The organism is Cellulomonas sp. ICMP 17802 (genome assembly GCF_041295535.1).
Lineage (GTDB): Bacteria > Actinomycetota > Actinomycetes > Actinomycetales > Cellulomonadaceae > Cellulomonas.
In genome coordinates this window covers 91,080-110,551 of sequence record NZ_JBGFQZ010000007.1, presented here as the reverse complement: position 1 = coordinate 110,551, position 19,472 = coordinate 91,080, and the positions used below count along the sequence as shown (strand labels likewise).

The following is a 19,472-nucleotide window of genomic DNA, read 5'->3' as shown; positions in this document are numbered from 1 at the left end:
GAGGGAACGGCGGAGCACCCCTTCAGTACCCGATCACCGGACGTGTCCTTGGATGCCTCCGGCCGACCGGACTGCCGAGCGCACGCCCCCGCGGCGTACCGCCCTGCATCTCCGGCACACACGCAAGGAAAGGAGCGATCGTGACCGATACGACGGCGGCCACCTGGCTGACCCAGGAGGCCTACGACCGCCTCACGGCTGAGCTCGCACGCCTCGAAGGAGAGGGCCGCGCGGAGGTCACCTCGCGCATCGCCGCTGCCCGCGACGAGGGCGACCTCAAGGAGAACGGCGGCTACCACGCCGCGCGCGAGGAGCAGGCGAAGCAGGAGGCTCGCATCCGCGAGCTCAAGGAGAAGCTGCGCAACGTGCAGATCGGCACGCCCCCGGACGACGGGGTCGTCGAGCCCGGCATGGTCGTCACGGCGGTCGTCGCCGGCGACGAGATGGTCTTCCTGCTCGGCTCGCGCGAGATCGCCGGGACCTCGGACATCGAGGTCTTCTCCCCGACGTCCCCGCTCGGCGAGGCGATCAACGGCTGCAAGATCGGCGACTCGACCAGCTACACCGCCCCCAACGGGCGCGAGATCCCGGTCGAGATCACGGACGCGAAGCCCTTCGCGGGCTGACCCCGCCGCACGTCGGACGAGGCGCCATCCCCGCGGGGGTGGCGCCTCGTTCGCGCGTCAGCTGTCCGTGAGCCGGTAGCCCGCCGCCTTGAGCTGCTGCACCACGTAGCGGCAGTGGTCGGGGCCCTTGGTCTCGACCTGCACCTCGATCGCGACCTCGTACAGCTGCAGGTCCCCGACCGTCCGGGCGTGCGAGACGTGCATGACGTTCCCGCCCGTGTCGGCCAGGTCCTTGAGCAGCGCCGCGAGGGCTCCCGGGGTGTCGTCCAGCCGGACCCGCAGCTGCAGGTACCGGCCGGCGGACGCGAGGCCGTGCCGCACGACGCGCATGAGCACCAGCGGGTCGATGTTGCCGCCCGACAGGATCGCGACGACCGGCCCCTTCACCTCGCCCACGCCCGCCATCAGCGCGGCGACGGACGCGGCGCCGGACGGCTCGACCAGCATCTTCGCGCGCTCGGCCACCAGCAGCAGGGCCTGCGACAGGTCCTCCTCGGAGACCGTGCGGACCTCGATGTGGTGCTCCGCGAGGATGCCGAAGGGCACGACGCCGGGCGTGCCGACCGCCATGCCGTCGGCCATGGTCCGCAGCTCGGGCGCCGGGATCGGGTGTCCCGCGGCCAGCGAGCCGGGGTAGCTGGCGGCCCGCGCCGCCTGCACGCCGATGACGCGCACCTCCGGCCGCAGCTCCGCCAGCGTCGCGACGACGCCGGCCGCCAGCCCCCCGCCGCCGATCTGCACCACCACGGTCGCCACGTCGGGCACCTGCTCGACGATCTCGAGCGCGATCGTGCCCTGCCCGGCGACGACGTCCTCGTGGTCGAAGGGGTGGATGAGGATGGCCCCGGTCCGCTCGGCGTACTGCCGGGCGTGGATGAGCGCCTCGTCCACCGACGCCCCGACGAGCTCGACGTGCGCGCCGTAGTCCCGGGTCGCCGCGATCTTGGGCAGCGCCGCGTCGGCCGGCATGTACACGACGGCGGTGATGCCGAGGATCCGGGCCGCGAGCGCGACGCCCTGGGCGTGGTTCCCGGCGCTCGCGGCGACGACCCCGCGCGCCTGCTCCTCGGGCGAGAGCCGGGCCATGCGCACGTACGCGCCGCGCAGCTTGAACGACCCCGCGCGCTGCAGGTTCTCGCACTTGAGCCAGACGTCGGCGCCCACCAGGTGCGACAGCGCTCGGCTCAGCTGGACCGGGGTCCGGTCCGCGACGCCCTCGAGCAGCTGGGCGGCCGCGCGGACGTCGTCGAGCCGGCTCATCGCCGGCTCGCGTCGTCGTCGGCGCCGCCGGGCTCGCCCGCGTCCCTCGTCTCCGTCCCCGCGGTGGGGGCGTCGGGCTCGTCGCGGTCCTCGGCCTCGGCCTGCGTCGCCACCCGCTCGGACGTCGCCTCGGCCACCTGCGCGATCGCGCGGTCGAGCACCGGGTGGCCCCGGCCGCGGACGGGCACGTGGTCGTCGGTGCCGAGCTGCGGGAACTTGTCGTGCCCGTGCAGGTAGAGGAGCACCGTGTTGACGGTGGCCACGAGCGGCACGGCGAACAGCGCGCCCACGATCCCCGCGACGAACGACCCCGCGGCCACCGAGAGCAGCACGGCGACCGGGTGCAGCGACACGGCGTGGCCCATGAGGAACGGCTGCAGCACGTGCCCCTCGAGCTGCTGGACGAGGATGACCACGACCAGCATCCAGATGGCCGACGCCGGACCGTTGGAGACGAGGGCGACGAGGATCGCGACCGAGCCCGTGACCACGGCGCCGACGATCGGGATGAACGAGCCGAGGAACACCAGCACGGCGAGCGGCAGGGCCAGCGGGACCTGCAGGATCGCGGCGCCCAGCCCGATGCCGAGGGCGTCGACGGCCGCGACCAGGATCTGCGTGCGCGTGTAGGCGCCGAGCGTCACCAGCCCGCGCCGGCCCGCCTGGTGCACGTGCTCGCGGGAGCCGCGCGGGAGCAGGCCGACCACCCACGCCCAGATCGAGCGGCCGTCGAGCAGGAAGAAGAACGTGCAGAACAGCGCGATCAGGGCGCCGGCCGCCACGTGGGCGACCGTGGTGGTCGCGTGCAGCGCGCCCGAGACGAGCTCCGAGCTGCCGCCGCTGAGCGACCCCTGGATCTTGTCGAGCCACCCCGAGATGTCGGTGGTGGTCAGCTGCAGCGGGCCCTGGGCCAGCCACGCGGTCAGCTTGTCGATGCCCTGCGCCGCCTGGTCCCACAGCTGGCCGAACCCCTTGACGATCGACCGCCCCGCCAGCGTGAGCAGCCCCGCGACGACCAGGACCAGCCCGGCGACCGAGATCGCCACGGCCGCCACCCGGGGCACGCGCAGCGTGCGCTGGAGCCAGCCGACGAACGGGGTGAGCAGCACGGTGAGCAGCAGGGCGACCGCGATGGGGACCACGACGACCTTGAGCTCGTTCAGCAGCCAGAGCAGCACGGCGAGGGCCGCGCCGATGAGCAGCAGCCGCCACGACCACGCCGCGGCGTTGCGCACCGAGGGCGGGACCGGCTGACCGTCCGCCGCCGGGACGACCCCGGTCGTCGCCGGTGCACCCGGACCGGGCGCCCCTCGCCTGCCCGCGACGCGGTCCGCGTCGTCCGACGTCGCGGACCCGTCCCCCACCGCCAGGCCGGAGCTGCTCACGCGTCGCGCCCAGCGGCCAGCGCGGCCTCGAGGTCGGCGATCAGGTCGGCGACGTCCTCGATGCCGACCGACAGGCGCACGAGGTCGTCGGGGACCTCGAGCTCGGTGCCGGCCACCGACCCGTGCGTCATCTTGTGCGGGTGCTCGACCAGCGACTCCACGCCGCCCAGCGACTCCGCGAGCGTGAACACGTGCGTCGCGGCGCAGAACGCGAGCGCCGACGCCTCGCTGCCCGTGCGGAAGGACACCATGCCGCCGAACCCGCTCATCTGCCGCGCGGCGACCTCGTGCCCGGGGTGGCTCGGGAGCCCGGGGTAGATCACCGAGGTCACGGCATCGTGCCCGGCGAGGAACTCCGCGACCGCGGTGGCGTTGCGGACGTGCCGGTCCATGCGCACGGCGAGCGTCTTGAGCCCGCGCAGCGTCAGCCAGGCGTCGAACGGCCCCGCCACCGCGCCCGAGGCGTTCTGGTGGAACCGGACGGCGTCGGCGAGGCTCGTCGTCCCGGTGGGCGCCGCCAGCCCGACCGGCACCTGGGCCCCGTCGGCCACCACGAGCGCGCCGCCGACCACGTCCGAGTGCCCGCCGATGTACTTGGTCGTCGAGTGGACGACGACGTCGGCGCCCAGCGCGAGCGGCTGCTGCAGGTACGGGGTGGCGAAGGTGTTGTCGACGACGAGCAGCGCCCCCGCCGCCCGCGCGTGCGCCGCGAGCACGGCGATGTCCGCGATGCCGAGCAGGGGGTTGGTCGGGGTCTCGACCCAGACGACCTTCGTGCGGCCGGGCTGGATGGCGGCCAGGACGGCGTCGGCGTCGGACAGGTCCACCGGCGTGTGCTCGATGCCCCACGGGCCGAACACGCGCGCGATCAGCCGGTACGTGCCGCCGTAGGCGTCGTTCGGGATGACGACGTGGTCGCCCGGGCGCAGGGTCGCGCGCAGCAGGGTGTCCTCGGCGGCGAGGCCCGACGAGAAGGCGAAGCCGGCCGCGCCGCCCTCGGCGGCGGCCAGCGCCGACTCGAGCGCGGTACGGGTCGGGTTGGCCGAGCGCGAGTACTCGTACCCGCCGCGCAGGCCGCCGACGCCGTCCTGCTTGTAGGTCGAGGTGGCGTAGATGGGCGGGACCACCGCCCCGGTGGTGGGGTCCGGGTCCTGACCTGCATGGATGGCGCGGGTCGAGAAGCCTGCGGAGGACCAGTCGTCGTCGTGGGGGTGCGCGTGGTTCGTCACGCGTCCCAGGCTAGGCGCTCGGGACGCCGAGTCCCTGACGAGCCCCGCCGGGGCGCTCTCGGTGCGCTCTCGGTGCGCTCCAGGTCATGGAAGGGTGCGGTCTTGGTCTGGTATTCGTTCGGTCAAGAGATTCCCAGGATCCGGGCCATCCCGCGGGAACAGGGGCAGGATGGATGCCGTTGAGATCGCCGGGAGGACCCAGGTGACCAACCGGGCTCCCGGAGAGGAATCAGAGTCATGAGCTGGCTGTTCGGATCCGCACTCAAGTCCACGATGGTCGAGCCGGAGCGCGCCCTCGCCGGTCGCGACCGCTACGCGTACACGATCCCGTCGACGCACACCGTCCTCGGCACCCCGCTGCAGGGCCCCTGGCCCGAGGGCACCGAGGTGCTCTACGTCGCGATGGGCTGTTTCTGGGGTGCCGAGCGCACCTTCTGGAAGATCCCCGGCGTCGTGACGACGGCCGTCGGCTACCAGGGCGGGTTCACGCCCTTCCCCACCTACGAGGAGACCTGCACCGGCCAGACCGGGCACACCGAGATGGTCATGGTCGCCTACGACCCGTCGGTCGTCTCGGCCGCCGACCTGCTCCGCACGTTCTGGGAGTCGCACGACCCGACGCAGGGCTACCGGCAGGGCAACGACGTCGGCACCCAGTACCGGTCCGCGGTCTACACCACCACGCCCGAGCAGGAGCTGGCCGCCCGCACCACGCGCGACGAGTACCAGCCGCGGCTGACCCGGGTCGGCTTCGGCCCGATCACCACGGAGATCCGGTCCGCCGACGAGGCGGGCACGTTCTACTACGCCGAGGGCTACCACCAGCAGTACCTCGACAAGAACCCGAACGGCTACTGCGGCCTCGGCGGCACGGGCGTCTCCTGCCCGCGCCCGACCGGCGCCTGACCGCACACCCCACGCCCCGCTCGCCGTCCCGGCGGGCGGGGCGTCTGCGCGCCCGGAGACGTACGGGCGGGTGACCGAGGCGCCCCCGACGTCGGTCACCCGCCCGCCGCGCGGCCGGCCCGGGGTCCCCCGTCACCCGTGCCGGCCGCCTTCGGCGTCGTCCGTGGTGGACCGGCCGGGTCGTCCCGGGTGCCGGTCCGACGCGAACGTATCGACGCCCGGCGCGGCTCGTCCACAGCCGTCCACGTGGCGCTGGACCCCGGTCCACCTGCACGAACGTCCAGGTCGGAGCCTCGCAGCGGTCCACGTCTCGCCCCGCGCGCCGCGAGCGGACAGACTGCACCCCGTGACCCCCGAGCCCCCTGCACGCGCCCTCGACGTCACGTGAGCGACGTGGCGAGCACGCACGAGACGCGCAGCGACGGGGCGGCCCTCGCCCCGGCCGCCCGGTCCGCCGCCCGCGTCGTCGCCGCCGCGCTCGTGTGCGGCGCGGCGATCCTGATCTTCGCGGTCCACGTCCGCCCGCTCGGCTACCTCCCGCTCGTGCTGGGCGTGGGCCTCGGGCTCCTCGTCGACAAGGGCCTGGGCAAGGACCTGGCCCTCGTCGCGCTCGGCCAGGCGATCATCAGCACGATCTCGCTCAAGGCGGACCTCTCGAACGCGGGCATGGCGCGGTTCACGATCGCGCTCGGCCTGGCCGTCGTCGTGCCGACCCTGCTGAGCCGACGGGTGTTCCGGGACGACACGATCCACTTCCCCGTGCGCACCGGGCGCCGCTGGGAGCGCTGGCAGTGGGCGTACCTGGGCGCCGTCGCGGTGGCCGCGTACCTCATCCTGCCCGCGTACTTCCTGGGCTCGGGGGTGTGGCGCAACTGGCCGGACCTGGACGGCACGCACGACATCGTCCGGCTGTTCGTCGGCGTCAACGCGGTGGGCATCTGGGACGAGCTGTTCTTCATCTGCGTGGTGCTCGCGCTGCTGCGGGCGCACTTCCCGTTCTGGCTGGCCAACCTGCTGCAGGCCGCGGTGTTCGTGTCGTTCCTCTGGGAGCTCGGGTACCGGTCGTGGGGCCCGCTGCTCACCATCCCGTTCGCGCTCATCCAGGGCTGGATCTTCCGGCGCACCTCGTCGCTGAGCTACGTCGTGGCCATCCACCTGACCTTCGACCTGGTCGTGTTCCTCGTCCTGGTGCACGCCCACGACCCCCACCTGTTCGACATCTTCGTCACCGGCGGGCCGTAGGTTGACCTGGTGACGCTGACGAACTGGGCCGGCAACTACACCTACGGCGCGACGGAGGTCCACCGCCCGCGCTCCGTCGAGGAGCTGCGCGAGCTCGTCGCCCGGTCTCCGCGGATCCGCGCCCTGGGCACCCGGCACTGCTTCAACGACCTGGCCGACGACCCCGCCGCGCTGGTCGCGCTCGACGGCCTGGAAGCCGCGCCGGAGATCGACGAGGCCGCGCGCACGGTCACCGTCACGGGCGGCACCCGGTACGGCACGCTCGCGCAGGCCCTGCACCCGGCGGGCTGGGCGGTGCACAACCTGGCCTCGCTGCCGCACATCTCGGTCGCCGGCGCGGTCGCCACGGCCACGCACGGTTCGGGCGACCGCTCGCGGAACCTTGCGGCCGCCGTCGCGGGCCTCGAGCTGGTCGGGCCCGACGGGTCCCTGCGGACCGTCCGGCGCGGTGACGCCGACTTCGACGGCTCGGTCGTCGCGCTCGGCGCCCTCGGCGTCGCAGCCCGCGTCACCCTCGACATCGAGCCCACCTACGACGTCGCCCAGGAGGTCCACCTCGACCTCCCGTGGCGCGAGGCGCTGGCGCACCTGGACGAGATCACCGGCAGCGCCGACTCGGTCAGCCTCTTCACCGACTGGACCGGCGACAGCATCCAGCAGGTCTGGCGCAAGACCCGCGTCACCGACTCGTACGCGCTGCGGACGGACTTCTTCGGCACCACGCCCGCCGACGGTCCGCGCCACCCTCTGCCCGGCATCGACCCCGTCAACTGCACCGCGCAGCTGGGCGAGCCCGGACCGTGGCACGACCGCCTCCCGCACTTCCGCATGGACTTCACGCCGAGCAACGGCGACGAGCTCCAGTCGGAGTACCTGGTCCCCCGCGCGCACGCCGTCGCCGCGCTCGAGGCAGTTCGCGCCCTGGCCGACCGGATCGCGCCGCTGCTGCAGGTCACCGAGGTCCGCACGATCGCCGGCGACGACCTCTGGCTGTCCACGGCGTCCGGCGGCGACCGCGTCGGGCTGCACTTCACGTGGCTGCCGCGGCAGCCCGAGGTCGCGGCCCTGCTGCCGACGATCGAGGCCGCCCTGGCCCAGTTCGACGCCCGCCCGCACTGGGGCAAGCTCTTCGCGGACGCCGACCGGGATCTGGCCCGCCTCTACCCCCGCTGGGACGACTTCCGGTCCTTGGTCGCCCGCACCGACCCCGACGGCGTCTTCCGCAACGCCTACCTGGACCGCCACGTCCTCTAGCCCTAGGCCCCGCAACGTCCGAGGATCCGAGCTCTCCTCTTCGGACGTTGCGCCATCCCCTCCCTAACGTCCGAGCATCGGAGCCCTCTAGCGCTCACTTCCTCGGACGTTGCGCAGCCTGCTCGGTAGCGTCCGCGGATCCGGGCGCCCTGGCGCTTCGTACGTCAGGGCCGCCTACGGGCGCCAGTGGTTGACCTTGGCCACGAGGTCGGCGTCGCCGACGCGTCCCGTCGGCGAGAGGGTCACGACGCCGGTGCCGGGCTGCAGCCGCGGGTCGGTCGCGTACCGCTCCGCCAGCTCCTGCTCGGCCGCGGCGTCGCCCGCGTCGGCGGCGACCAGCAGCGCGGCGACCTCGTCGGCGAGCCGGTCCAGCTCGGCGGCGGGCGTCGGCGTCTCTGGCACGGTGTCGCCCCACACGTCCCACAGCAGGAGCTCGTCGCGCTGCCGGTGGGCCAGCTCGGTCACCACGTACCCGCGCACGAACTCGGGCCCGCAGAGGAACGGGAGCGACGGGTCCACGCCGTAGGTCGACACGTCGAGGCCGTCGCGCCGGTGGGCCAGCCAGACCTCGGCCGCGGTCTCGAACGGCGCACCGAGCCCGGTCGCCATGTCGTGCGAGTCGAACCCGAACCAGTTCTCGGCCATGTTCAGCTCGGGGTCGAACCGCACCCAGCGCGCCCCGTCCCAGTACTCGCCCACCACGTGGTCGTGGTGGAACCCGGGCCGGAAGTAGCCGGAGAACCCGACGCGGCTGCGCGCCGGGATCCCGTGCTCGCGCAGCACCGCCACGGCGACCAGCGTGTGGTCGCGGCAGCACCCGGCGATCTGCTGCGCCGGCTCCCGCGGGCCGGTCAGCGGTCCGGACGAGCGCCGCTGCGCCTCGTCGAGCAGGTCGGCCAGCCACCGCAGGTCGATGTCCGCGTCCTGCCCCGGCACCAGCTGGTCCGCGGCGCCCCGGTAGTGGATGACCAGGGAGCACGCGGCCTGGTGCAACGACCCGGGGTCGGTGTCGACGGCCGCGAGCAGCGGCGCGTGCGGGCCGGGGTCGGAGTAGCGGCTGTGGGTGGCGTAGTCGGCGAGCTCTGGCATGCGGTCAGCCTGAGGCCTGCCCCAGGGGCAGGGTCAAGCGACCGGCCGGGCGACGTGCACGACGACGCCCTCGTCGGACCACGGGACCGGGTAGATCTCGCGCTCGGGACCGCCCTGCGCGCGGCCGCCGGAGACGAACCAGGTCTCCAGCGCCACGTACGCGCCGATGATCTCCGGGTACCGGCAGTCGGCGGCGGTCACCGGGACGTACGCCAGGGTCTGCGCGGGCTCCTCCCGCAGCGTGACGGCGCCGGCGGGGGTGATCGCACCCTCGTACGGCACGCACGTCTCGATGGGCCCGTCGCCGTCGAAGCCCACGGCGCCGTGGAACAGCACCCAGAACTCCGGACCGTAGGTGGCGCCGCCGGCGTCGAGGAACGCGCGGAGCTCGAGCACGTCCGACGCCAGCGACGCGACCAGGTCCTCCTGCAGCACGTGGTGACGGACCGACGCCACCGTCCGCGCGCGGACGGGCTCGACCACCACGTCGTCCACCCCGAACCGGCCCGTGCGGGCAGGCCCGTCCGGCTCGCCGAGCGCGTGCAGCACCAGGTCCAGCTCGGGTCCGCGCTCGGCGAGCTCCCGCTGCCGCCCGTCCCACCAGGACCGGATCGCGGCCGCCTGCCCGTTGCGCGCGGCGAGCACGTCGGCGATCGACCCGAGCGGCATGTCGAGCCGCCGCAGCAGCGAGATCGTGTGCGCGCGCTCGAGCTGCGCGAGGTCGTAGTAGCGGTACCCGCTGGCCGGGTCCACGCGCACCGGCTCCAGCAGCCCGCGGGCGTCGTAGAGCCGCAGCGCCTTGAGCGAGAGCCCGGACCGGCGCGCGAACTCGCCGATCGTCACCACGCCGTCCGCCACGGCCCGAGGATAGCGACGGGCGACGACGGGGTGCCGGGCCTCCCCGTCAGACCGCGGCCGCGCGCTCGAGGGCGGCCCGCAGGTCGTGCAGCCCCGGAACTCCTCGGAGGCCGTCCGGGGTGCGGTAGAGCCGGCACGCGAGCGCGGCGGGCGCGGACGCGCGGGCGAACGGGTCGGCGCCGTTCACCAGGATCGTCGGGGAGCCGGTGAAGCCGCGTCGCTCGGCGTCGTCCTGGCTGGCGACGGTCGTGACGGCGACGGTGGCCACCACGCCGCTGTCCGCCAGCGCGGTCGCGATCAGCTCGGCCGCGGCCGCCTGGTTCGCGCAGTCGGGCACCACCAGCAGCTCGATCTCCACGACCTCGTCGCTCATCCCGCCAGTGTGCCCGAGCGACGGGCCCCCTCCCCGTGATCGAGAGGGGGCTCGTCGCGGGTGGATCAGTTGCTGGTGCCGACGATGTCGACGACGAAGACCAGCGTGTCCCCGCCCTTGATCCCGGCCTGCGGGACGCCGCGGTCGCCGTAGCCCAGGTGCGACGGGATCGACAGCAGCACGCGCGAGCCGACCTGCTGGCCGACGAGCCCCTGGTCCCAGCCGCCGATGACGGCACCGACGCCGATCGGGAAGCTGATCGAGGAGCCGCGGTCGTACGAGTTGTCGAACACGCCACCGTTCCACGACTGGCCGAGGTAGTGGACCTCGAGGTCGTCGCCGGCCTCGACGAGGGCGCCGTCGCCCCGGGACAGGACGAGCACCTCGAGCTCCTGCGACGCGGCCGCGTCCGGGAAGGTCAGGGTCGGCTTCTGGCCGAAGGAACCCGAGACCTCGGGCAGCGCTGCGGACATGACGTACTCCTTCAGTGGATGACAGTGCGCGAACCATCTTGCCAACTCCGACCGACACCCGTCGCACCGAGGGGGTTGACCCCGCTGGCTAATGCCATTAGCTTTCTTGCCATGACCTCCATCCAGCACCTGCAGCGCCCCGAGGGGCGGATCGCCTACACGCTCGACGGCCCGACCGCGGGGCCGCTGGTCGTCCTCATCCCCGGCATGGGCGACCTGCGCAGCACGTGGCGCGAGCTCACCGGCCCGCTCGCCGACGCCGGCCACCGCGTCGCGGTCATGGACCTGCGCGGCCACGGCGACTCGGACACCACGTTCAGCACCCACGGCGACGTCGTCACCGGCCAGGACGCGCTCGCGCTCGTCGAGCACCTGGGCGGCCCGGCGGTCCTCGTCGGCAACTCGATGGGCGCGGGCGCCGCCGGCTGGGCTGCCGCCGAGCGCCCCGACCTCGTCGCGGGGCTCGTCCTCACCGGACCGTTCCTGCGCGAGCGCCCGATGCCCGCGATCGCCGTCGCCGCCATGCACGGCGTCATGCGGGCGCTGTTCGCCCGCCCGTGGGGCGCCGGCGTCTGGGCGTCGTACTACCGCGGCTACCTCAACCGCGGCGTCAAGGCGCCGTGGCTCGACGAGCACGTCGCGGACCTGCGCGCCGCGATGAAGGACCCCGCCCACCTGCGGTCCTTCCGGCACCTCACGGTCCAGCTGACGCACGCCCCGGTCGAGGCGCGCGTGCCCGAGATCGTGGCGCCGGCCGTCGCCTTCGTCGGCGCGATCGACCCCGACTTCGTGGACCCCGCGGCCGAGGCCGAGTGGCTCCGCGGCGCGATCGACGCCGACGTCACCCTCATCCCGGACGTGGGCCACTACCCGCAGAACCAGGCGCCCGAGGTCGTCGTGCCCCGCACGCTCGAGTTCCTGGCGGACCTCCCGCGCGACGCGGCCGGCCGCTTCCAGGTCCGCGAGAGCGCCCGTGCCTAGGGCCGGCCTCGACCGCGCCGCCGTCGTCGACCTGGCGCTCGCGGTGGTCGACGACGGCGGCCCGAGCGGCTTCGCGGACCTCACGCTCTCGGCCGTCGCGGCCCGGGCCGGCGTCGCGGTGCCGAGCCTGTACAAGCACGTCGCTGGGCTGCCCGCGCTGCGCCGCGAGGTGGCGCTGGTCTGCGTCGACGAGTTCGAGACGACCCTCGCGGCGGTCCGCGCCCGGTGCACCGGCGCCGACCTGCTGCCCGCCTACGCGCGCGCCATCCGCGGCCTCGCCCTGCGCTCCCCCGGCCGCTACCAGGCCGTCCAGGGCTCCAGCTGGATGCACGACCCCGACGCCGCAGCGGTCCGCGCCACCGGCGAGCGCGTCGTCGCGGAGCTGTCGGACGCGGTCGCGGCCCTCGGCGTCCCGCACGACCGGCGGATCGACGCCGTCCGCGCCGTCCGGGCCGCGGTGCACGGGTTCGTCGTCCTCGAGCTCGATGGCGGCTTCGGCATGCCCGACGACGTCGACGCGAGCTTCGACTTCCTCGTCGCCGGGCTGGTGGGCGGCCTGGAGCGCCTGGCGGTCAGCTCCGGGGCGTGACGGCGGCTGCCGCCGCGTCGATCGCGGCGCGGTAGGCCGCCTCCTCGAAGACGAACGGCCCGAAGCCCGCATAGTCGCGCTGCGGCCGGTGCGGCTGCCGGAACTCGTCCCACACGACGCGCCCGCCGGCGACCGTGACGCGCGCGTCGAGGGGCCAGCACCCGACGTCGCCGCAGTCGCAGCCGAGCAGCGACGCGGTGCCCCGGCCGGGCCAGTCCTCGCCCCCGAGCAGGTAGCTGTCCAGGTCGCCGAAGCGGAACTGGTCGAGCACCAGCCCGTCGTACCCGCCGGCCACCTCGTACCCCGCCGCGGCCTCGAACGCCCCGACCAGCTCGACGAGGCTGACCCCGTCCACGACGGGCGTCAGCCGGACGGCGGCCCGGCCCTCGAAGTCACCCACCTCGAAGGAGACCGCCGAGGTCACCGACGGGCTCCCGCGCTCTCCGACGCGGGCAGCCCCGCGAGCACGTCCCGGAGCCAGTGCAGCTGGCGGGCCACCTGGAACGCCTGGCCGCCCTCGTGCTGGTTGTAGGTGTAGACCTCGATCTCGGTCGCGGGCCGCACGGGCGCCAGGCCCGCGTAGTGGTTGTAGGCCGCGAAGACGGTCGACGGCGGGCAGGTCTCGTCCCGCAGCGCGACCGAGAACAGCGCGGGAGCCGACGCCCGCCGGGCGAAGTGCACGCCGTCCAGGTAGGACATGGTCCGGAGCACGGTCGCCCCCTGGTCGCGGTGCACCGCGAGGTACTGCACGAGCTCGCCGTACGGGAACGCGTCGGTGATGGCCAGCGCGCGCGGGTAGTGGCACAGGAACGGGACGTCCGGCATCACCGCGACCAGGTCGTCGGCAAGACCGCCGACCGCGAGCGCGAGCCCGCCGCCCTGGCTGCCGCCGGTGACGGCGACGCGGGAGGCGTCCACGCCGGGCAGCGCCCGCGCGGCGTCGACCGCCCGCACGGCGTCCGTGATGAGCCGCCGGTAGTAGTGGTCGTGCGGGTCGAGCACCCCGCGCGTCATGACGCCCGGCGACGCCGGCCCGGAGCCCGCCGGGTCCGGGGTGTGCCCCCCGCCGCCCCAGACCGAGCCCTGCCCGCGCGTGTCCATCACCAGGTGCACGTACCCGGCGGCGGCCCAGGCGAGCCGCTCGTGCGCGAAACCCCGGCCGCCCCCGTACCCGAGGAGCTCGACGACGGCCGGCAGGTCCCCGACCGCACCCGCGGGCCGCGTCACCCACGCCTTGATCGGGTGCCCGCCGAACCCGGAGAACGTCACGTCGAACGCGTCGATCACCGTCAGCCCGGTCTCCACCGGCACCACGGACAGCCCGAGGTCGAACGTCCGCGCCTCGGCGAGGGTGTCGGCCCAGAACGAGTCGAAGTCCTCCGGCTCGTCCAGCTCGGGCAGGTAGCGCTCGAGCTCGGGCAGGGGCAGGTCGAACAGGGCCATCGTGCTCCTTCGGATGAGGGGTGGCGGGTCGCGCGTCAGCGCGCGAGGAACCCGAGCAGATCGTGCCGCGTCAGCACCCCGACGGGCGAACCGTCGTCGACCACCATGAGCGCGTCCGCCTTCTGCAGCGCCGACCGCGCGGACTCCACGGACTCCCCCGAGCCGATGAGCGGCAGCGCGGCGGACATGTGACGGTCCACCCGGTCGGACAGCTCGGCCTCGCCGGAGAACACGGCGTCGAGCAGCTCGCGCTCGCTCACGGCGCCGGCCACCTCGCCGAACTTGACCGGCGGCTCGGCCCCGACGACGGGCATCTGCGAGACGCCGTACTCGTGCAGGATCTCGATGGCGTCGCGCACGGTCTCGTTCGGGTGCGTGTGCACCAGGTCGGGCAGCGTGCCGGTCTTGGTGCGCAGCACGTCGGCCACGGTCGCGCCCTCGTCGGCGGCCAGGAACCCGTACGAACGCATCCAGGAGTCGTTGAAGATCTTCGACAGGTAGCCGCGCCCGCTGTCCGGCAGGAGCACCACGATCACGGCCTCGGCCGCGGCCGCGGGGTCCTCCTCCTGCAGGCGCCGGGCGTACCGCAGCGTCGCCTCGACCGCCATGCCGCACGAGCCGCCGACCAGCAGGCCCTCCTCACGCGCGAGCCGGCGCGTCATCGCGAACGAGTCCGCGTCCGACACGGCGATGATCTCGTCGGGCACCGTCGGGTCGTACGCGGTCGGCCAGAAGTCCTCGCCCACACCCTCGACCAGGTAGGGACGCCCGTCGCCCCCGGAGTACACCGAGCCGGCGGGGTCGGCGCCGATGACGACCACCCGCCCGTCGGAGACGTCGTGCAGGTAGCGACCGGTGCCCGTGATGGTGCCGCCCGTGCCGACGCCCGCGACCAGGTGCGTCACGCGCCCGTCGGTGTCGGCCCAGATCTCCGGGCCGGTGGTCTCGTAGTGGCTGGCCGGCCCGTTCGGGTTGGCGTACTGGTTGGGCTTCCAGCCGCCCGGGATCTCGCGCGCCAGGCGGTCGGACACCGAGTAGTACGAGTTCGGGTGGTCCGGCGAGACGGCCGTCGGGGTCACGACGACCTCGGCGCCGTACGCCCGCAGCACGTCGCGCTTGTCCTGGCTGACCTTGTCCGGGCAGACGAACACGCAGCGGTAGCCCTTGCGCTGGGCGACCAGGGCCAGGCCGACCCCGGTGTTGCCGCTGGTGGGCTCGACGATGGTGCCGCCGGGCTGCAGCTCGCCGCTCGCCTCCGCGGCCTCGATCATCTTCAGCGCGATGCGGTCCTTCACGGAGCCGCCGGGGTTCATGTACTCGACCTTGGCGAGGATCGTCGCCGTCAGGCCTGCCGTCACTGCCGTGAGCTGGACGAGCGGGGTGCCGCCGACGAGCTCGGTGATGTGCTTCGCGTACTTCACTGCGGTCTGCTCCCATGGGTGGCGGGGCGGGCGGACGCACGTCGGCCCGGGTGCGATCGATCATCGCACCCGGGCCGACGGGTTGGCCTGACGCTGGGGTCAGTTGCGCAGGATGGCGAAGATCCGCAGCAGCTCCAGGTAGAGCCAGACCAGCGTCACGACGAGGCCGAACGCGGCCGTCCACGCGAGCTTGGCCGGCACGCCGGCGTCGACCCCGCGCTTGATGGAGTCGAAGTCGACGATGAGGCTCGCGGCGGCCAGGCCGACCGCGATGAGCCCGACCGCGACGCCGAGCCAGCCCGAGCGCAGCGGGCCGTAGTCGCCGCCGCCCACGCCGAAGAGCATGAGCACGACGTTGATCAGCGAGAACACCAGGTAGCCGACCATCGCGAGGATGAGCCCGCGCGTGAACTTGGGCGTGACCCGGACCTTGCCCGAGCGGAAGAGGAACAGCGACACGGCGAACACCGAGAGGGTGGCGAGGACCGCCTGGCCCACGATGCCGTCGTACGCCGACTCGTAGAACGCGCTGATGCCGCCCAGGAACACGCCCTGCGCCGCCGCGTACAGCGTGATGAGCAGCGGGCTGGGGCTCCGGCGGAACGCGTTGACCAGGCCGAGCACCAGGCCGACGATGGCGCCGAAGATCCAGAGGCCCGGTGCGAGCACCCAGGTCGCCGCGCCGGTGACCACGAGGATCGCCAGCAGACCGGCGGTCTTCATGATCACGTCGTCGTAGGTCAGCCGGCCGGTCTCGCGCGTGGTCGCGGACGGGGCGTTGTACAGGGTGTCGAGCGTCGCGGCGTCGGCCACCTGAGCGCCGGCCGTGCCGTAGGACACCGTCGACGCAGGCGACTTCTGGCCCCGGCGCTGCACGGGGTCCTGGAAGACCGGACTGTTGTTGAACACGGGATTGGCCATGGCGTCCTCCTGGACGGATCGGGCGCTGTCAGACAAGGCTGTCACCGTAGCGAACGTGGACAGGGGCGCGTTCGTTCCCACCGTCCCGGCGCCTCGGCCATTCGGCTGGTCAGCGCTCCCCCCATGGTCCGATGCACGGCCTGGCGCCCCACCCCTAGGGTCGTCAACGGTTCTGCTCCCGACGACGAGGAACGGCTGATGATCGAGGCCCACGACCTGACGAAGAGATACGGCACGAAGGTGGCGGTGGACGGCATCTCGTTCACCGTCCAGCCCGGAAGGGTCACCGGATTCCTGGGGCCCAACGGCGCCGGCAAGTCCACCACGATGCGCATGATCATGGGCCTCGACAAGCCCACGCACGGCACGGTGACGGTCAACGGCCGGCCCTACGCCGAGCACCACTCCCCGCTCACCGAGGTGGGCGCGCTGCTCGAGGCCAAGGCCGTCCACACCGGCCGCAGCGCCCGCAACCACCTGCGCGCGATCGCCGCCACGCACGGCATCGGTGACAAGCGCGTCAACGAGGTCATCTCCATGACCGGCCTCGACACCGTCGCCAAGCGGCGGGTCGGCGGGTTCTCGCTCGGCATGGGGCAGCGGCTGGGCATCGCCGCGGCTCTCGTCGGCGACCCGCAGACGCTCATCCTCGACGAGCCGGTCAACGGGCTCGACCCCGAGGGTGTCCTCTGGGTGCGCAACCTGGTCAAGTACCTGGCCGCGTCCGAGGGCCGGACCGTCTTCCTCTCGTCGCACCTGATGAGCGAGATGGCCGTGACGGCCGACCACCTGATCGTCATCGGCCGCGGCAAGATCATCGCCGACGGGCCGGTCGACACCGTCATCGCGCAGGCCACCACCGCCACGGTCCGCGTCCGCTCGCCCCAGTCCACCGACCTCGCGGGCGTGCTCGCGGGGCCCGGCGTGACGGTCACCCCGTCGTCCGACGGGCTGCTCGAGGTGCGGGGCGCCACCGCGGCCGAGGTCGGCGAGGCGGCCGCCCGCGCGGGACTCGTCCTGCACGAGCTCACGCCGCTGACCGGATCGCTGGAGGAGGCGTACATGTCGCTGACCTCCGAGTCGGTGGAGTACCACTCCGCCGCGCTGCCCGGCGAGGAGTCCAGCTCCACCGGGGCCCACGCCGCCACCACCGCCACCGCCACCGCCACCGGAGAGGACGCCCGATGAGCGCCGCCGTCGCCACCGAGCCGCACCGTCACGCCACGGCCGCGAAGCCCGCCAAGCTCACGTTCGCGCACCTGCTGCGCGGCGAGTGGATCAAGTTCTGGTCGGTCCGGTCCACGGCGTGGACCATGTCGATCTTCCTCGTCGCGATCGTCGGCCTGGCGCTGCTGTTCACCCTCGCGGTGCTCAACGCCCCGTCGCCGGACCAGGGCGGCCCGCCGGCGGGAACGCCGCTGAACCCCCTGGACGCGTACACCCCGGCGGTCTACCTCGGGCAGTTCGCGCTCGCGGTCCTCGGCGCGCTGACCATCACCGGCGAGTACACGACGGGGATGATCCGGTCCAGCCTGACCGCCGCGCCCAAGCGCCTGCCGGTGCTCTGGTCGAAGGCCGTCGTCCTCGGTGTCGTCACGCTCGTCGCCGCCGTCCTGGCGGTCGCGCTCGCCGCCGCGCTGCAGGCGCTGTTCTTCGGTGGCCGGGACATGGCCGTCGACCTGGGCGCCGACGACACCCTCCGGGTGCTGTTCGGCACCGGGCTCTACCTGGCCACGATCAGCCTGCTCTCGTTCGCGTTCGGGGCGCTCCTGCGTCACTCCGCCGCGGCCGTGGCCACGGTGCTGGGCCTCCTGCTGGTGCTGCCGATCGTGTTCCAGCTGGTGCCGTGGAACCCGCTGAAGTACATCGCCCCGTTCCTGCCGGGCGCCGCCGGGCAGCAGATCACGCAGACCGACGCGGCCATCCAGGCCCAGGACGCGGCGACCACGGTCGGTGTCACCCTGAGCGCGTGGGAGGGCTACGGCGTCCTCGCGGCGTGGGTGGTCGTGGTCCTGGTGATCTCGGCCGTCCTGCTCAAGAAGCGCGACGCCTGACCCCGGGCGCGCGGCGAAGGGGGCGGTCCTGCACAGGACCGCCCCCTTCGTCATGGGGTCAGACGACCTCGCCCAGCGCCTCCTCCGGCACGCCCTCGAGCGCCTCGGCCCCCCGGTTCCAGCGGGACCAGAGCACGCGCTCGCCGACGTTGCGGGCCATCATGTGGCCGAACGCGAGGAACGTGACGATCCCGACGGCGAGCACGGCGACGGCCACCCAGAACGGCGAGCGCATCCCGACGTGCTCGGCCAGCAGCCCGGCCACGACCGGCGCCGGAGCCGCGAAGCCCCAGCGGACCAGGTTGAACGCGCCGGTGGTCACCCGACGGTCCGGCGAGCCGGTCGCCAGCGCCAAGTCGGTGAGGTTCGCGTTGCAGATGCCCATGCAGACGCCGGCGACGACCAGCACGACCACCGACTGCGCGGTGCTGTGCGAGGTGGCAAGCCCGATCAGGGTGAGCAGCAGGACCACGAGGGCGAACCCGACGGTCTGCACCGCGCCGAACCGGTGCGCGAGCCGGTGGCCGACCACCAGGATGCCGACGGCGAGGCCGACGCCCCACGCGGTGAACACGAGGCCCAGCGGCACCACGTCGAGGCCCAGGAAGATCGGCGTGAAGCCGAGCACGATGAAGAACACGAAGTTGTAGGTCGCGGTGATGACGCAGAGCGCGACGAAGGCGGGACGGCGGAACGGCTGGAACACCTGGCCGAGCCGCAGCGGGGCCGGCATCTCCTCGGGGTCCTTGAGCCGCGTCAGCGAGATGATCAGCGCCGCGATCATGAACAGGCCGCACAGGAAGAACGGCACGCGCCAGCTGATCTGCCCCAGCAGGCCGCCGATCAGCGGGCCGATGGCGAACCCGAGCCCGACGCAGGTCTCGAACAGCTCGACGACCCACTTCTTGTCGTTGGCCAGCGAGACCAGCAGCACCATGGCGGTGGCGAAGAACATCGCGTTGCCCAGGCCCCACAGCCCGCGCAGCAGCGCGAGCGGGACGATGCCGCTGGACAGCGACGCGAGGATCGCGGCGACCGCGACCGTGCTGACGCCCGCGGCGAGGACCTTCTTGTAGCCGAGCTTCCCGGTGGCCATGACCGCGGGGATCATGCCGACGGCCATGACCGCGATGTACGCGGTGAACAGCAGCTCGATCTGCCAGGTGGTCGCGCCGATGGCGGCGCCGATGGCCGGCAGGATCGGGTCCACGATCGCGATGCCCGCGATGGCGAAGAACGCCGTGAGGGCCGTCGAGTAGATCGCGGTCTTGTTCGGTTCGATGCGGGGTGACGCCACGGGTGCCGGTCCTTCGTGCGATATCTGTATGGGGCAGGTAACTCCATGTATGCTACACCTAGGTGATCGAG

At 73.4% G+C, this 19,472-nt stretch carries 20 protein-coding genes; 8 read left to right on the top strand and 12 right to left on the bottom strand.

Annotated features, from left to right (window positions below; genetic code table 11):
- Window positions 1-140 precede the first annotated feature (140 nt).
- Window positions 141-626: a transcription elongation factor GreA gene (gene greA, locus AB5970_RS08815; protein ID WP_370503555.1), complete on the top strand. Its 486-nt coding sequence runs from the start codon at window positions 141-143 to the stop codon at window positions 624-626.
- A gap of 57 nt (window positions 627-683) precedes the next feature.
- Here the strand turns inward: greA and ilvA are convergent, their stop codons facing one another.
- The 3 genes from ilvA to AB5970_RS08800 all read right to left on the bottom strand — a co-directional run bounded on the left by ilvA (window position 684) and on the right by AB5970_RS08800 (window position 4,500).
- The gene (gene ilvA, locus AB5970_RS08810) at window positions 684-1,886 is read right to left on the bottom strand and encodes a threonine ammonia-lyase (protein WP_370503554.1); all 1,203 of its coding nucleotides are present in this window, start codon (window positions 1,884-1,886) and stop codon (window positions 684-686) included.
- Window positions 1,883-3,121, bottom strand: coding sequence for an AI-2E family transporter (locus AB5970_RS08805; protein ID WP_370503570.1), 1,239 nt, complete (start codon window positions 3,119-3,121; stop codon window positions 1,883-1,885). The genes ilvA and AB5970_RS08805 overlap by 4 nt, the downstream gene beginning before the upstream one ends.
- Before the next feature lie 146 nt (window positions 3,122-3,267).
- On the bottom strand, window positions 3,268-4,500 hold the full coding sequence (locus AB5970_RS08800; RefSeq protein ID WP_370503553.1) for a cystathionine gamma-synthase: 1,233 nt from the start codon (window positions 4,498-4,500) through the stop codon (window positions 3,268-3,270).
- Between the two features lie 237 nt (window positions 4,501-4,737).
- Here AB5970_RS08800 and msrA point away from each other — a divergent pair, with 237 nt between their 5' ends.
- The 3 genes from msrA (at window position 4,738) to AB5970_RS08785 (ending at window position 7,902) form a co-directional block, all read left to right on the top strand.
- A complete protein-coding gene (msrA, locus tag AB5970_RS08795) occupies window positions 4,738-5,406 on the top strand; it encodes a peptide-methionine (S)-S-oxide reductase MsrA (RefSeq protein ID WP_370503552.1) in 669 nt (222 codons plus the stop codon).
- A gap of 393 nt (window positions 5,407-5,799) precedes the next feature.
- The gene (locus AB5970_RS08790; RefSeq protein ID WP_370503551.1) at window positions 5,800-6,648 is read left to right on the top strand and encodes a CPBP family intramembrane glutamic endopeptidase; all 849 of its coding nucleotides are present in this window, start codon (window positions 5,800-5,802) and stop codon (window positions 6,646-6,648) included.
- 9 nt (window positions 6,649-6,657) lie between these two features.
- Entirely contained in the window at window positions 6,658-7,902 is a 1,245-nt protein-coding gene (locus AB5970_RS08785; protein ID WP_370503550.1) for a D-arabinono-1,4-lactone oxidase, read from the top strand.
- A 174-nt stretch (window positions 7,903-8,076) separates the two neighbouring features.
- Here the strand turns inward: AB5970_RS08785 and AB5970_RS08780 are convergent, their stop codons facing one another.
- From AB5970_RS08780 to AB5970_RS08765, 4 genes are all read right to left on the bottom strand, one after another.
- Window positions 8,077-8,991, bottom strand: a complete 915-nt coding sequence (locus AB5970_RS08780) for a transglutaminase-like domain-containing protein (protein ID WP_370503549.1) — start codon at window positions 8,989-8,991, stop codon at window positions 8,077-8,079.
- Window positions 8,992-9,024: 33 nt separating this feature from the next.
- Window positions 9,025-9,849: a MerR family transcriptional regulator gene (locus AB5970_RS08775; protein ID WP_370503548.1), complete on the bottom strand. Its 825-nt coding sequence runs from the start codon at window positions 9,847-9,849 to the stop codon at window positions 9,025-9,027.
- A gap of 46 nt (window positions 9,850-9,895) precedes the next feature.
- The gene (locus tag AB5970_RS08770) at window positions 9,896-10,222 is read right to left on the bottom strand and encodes a DF family (seleno)protein (RefSeq protein WP_370503547.1); all 327 of its coding nucleotides are present in this window, start codon (window positions 10,220-10,222) and stop codon (window positions 9,896-9,898) included.
- Between the two features lie 65 nt (window positions 10,223-10,287).
- Entirely contained in the window at window positions 10,288-10,695 is a 408-nt protein-coding gene (locus AB5970_RS08765) for an FKBP-type peptidyl-prolyl cis-trans isomerase (protein WP_370503546.1), read from the bottom strand.
- Between the two features lie 111 nt (window positions 10,696-10,806).
- Between AB5970_RS08765 and AB5970_RS08760 the strand changes: the two genes are divergently transcribed.
- Window positions 10,807-11,676 carry an alpha/beta fold hydrolase gene (locus AB5970_RS08760; protein ID WP_370503545.1) on the top strand — a complete coding sequence of 290 codons (870 nt, stop codon included), beginning with the start codon at window positions 10,807-10,809 and terminating at the stop codon, window positions 11,674-11,676.
- Window positions 11,669-12,265, top strand: a complete 597-nt coding sequence (locus tag AB5970_RS08755; RefSeq protein WP_370503544.1) for a TetR/AcrR family transcriptional regulator — start codon at window positions 11,669-11,671, stop codon at window positions 12,263-12,265. The genes AB5970_RS08760 and AB5970_RS08755 overlap by 8 nt, the downstream gene beginning before the upstream one ends.
- Here AB5970_RS08755 and AB5970_RS08750 read toward each other — a convergent pair.
- The 4 genes from AB5970_RS08750 to AB5970_RS08735 all read right to left on the bottom strand — a co-directional run bounded on the left by AB5970_RS08750 (window position 12,249) and on the right by AB5970_RS08735 (window position 16,050).
- Complete coding sequence (locus AB5970_RS08750) at window positions 12,249-12,689, bottom strand: hypothetical protein (RefSeq protein WP_370503543.1); 441 nt, start codon at window positions 12,687-12,689, stop codon at window positions 12,249-12,251. The genes AB5970_RS08755 and AB5970_RS08750 overlap by 17 nt on opposite strands.
- Window positions 12,686-13,708 carry an acetylxylan esterase gene (locus AB5970_RS08745; RefSeq protein ID WP_370503542.1) on the bottom strand — a complete coding sequence of 341 codons (1,023 nt, stop codon included), beginning with the start codon at window positions 13,706-13,708 and terminating at the stop codon, window positions 12,686-12,688. Before AB5970_RS08745 ends, AB5970_RS08750 begins: the two co-directional genes overlap by 4 nt.
- A gap of 35 nt (window positions 13,709-13,743) precedes the next feature.
- Window positions 13,744-15,129, bottom strand: coding sequence for a cystathionine beta-synthase (locus tag AB5970_RS08740; protein ID WP_370503541.1), 1,386 nt, complete (start codon window positions 15,127-15,129; stop codon window positions 13,744-13,746).
- Between the two features lie 99 nt (window positions 15,130-15,228).
- Window positions 15,229-16,050 (bottom strand): Bax inhibitor-1/YccA family protein, encoded by an 822-nt coding sequence (locus AB5970_RS08735; protein ID WP_370503540.1) that lies wholly within the window; start codon window positions 16,048-16,050, stop codon window positions 15,229-15,231.
- Between the two features lie 198 nt (window positions 16,051-16,248).
- Between AB5970_RS08735 and AB5970_RS08730 the strand changes: the two genes are divergently transcribed.
- Together AB5970_RS08730 and AB5970_RS08725 are read left to right on the top strand one after the other, a co-directional pair.
- Window positions 16,249-17,238 (top strand): ABC transporter ATP-binding protein, encoded by a 990-nt coding sequence (locus tag AB5970_RS08730; protein WP_370503539.1) that lies wholly within the window; start codon window positions 16,249-16,251, stop codon window positions 17,236-17,238.
- Window positions 17,235-18,104, top strand: a complete 870-nt coding sequence (locus tag AB5970_RS08725) for an ABC transporter permease subunit (protein WP_370503538.1) — start codon at window positions 17,235-17,237, stop codon at window positions 18,102-18,104. The genes AB5970_RS08730 and AB5970_RS08725 overlap by 4 nt, the downstream gene beginning before the upstream one ends.
- A 58-nt stretch (window positions 18,105-18,162) precedes the next feature.
- Here the strand turns inward: AB5970_RS08725 and AB5970_RS08720 are convergent, their stop codons facing one another.
- Complete coding sequence (locus AB5970_RS08720) at window positions 18,163-19,401, bottom strand: MFS transporter (RefSeq protein ID WP_370503537.1); 1,239 nt, start codon at window positions 19,399-19,401, stop codon at window positions 18,163-18,165.
- Window positions 19,402-19,472: the final 71 nt, after the last annotated feature.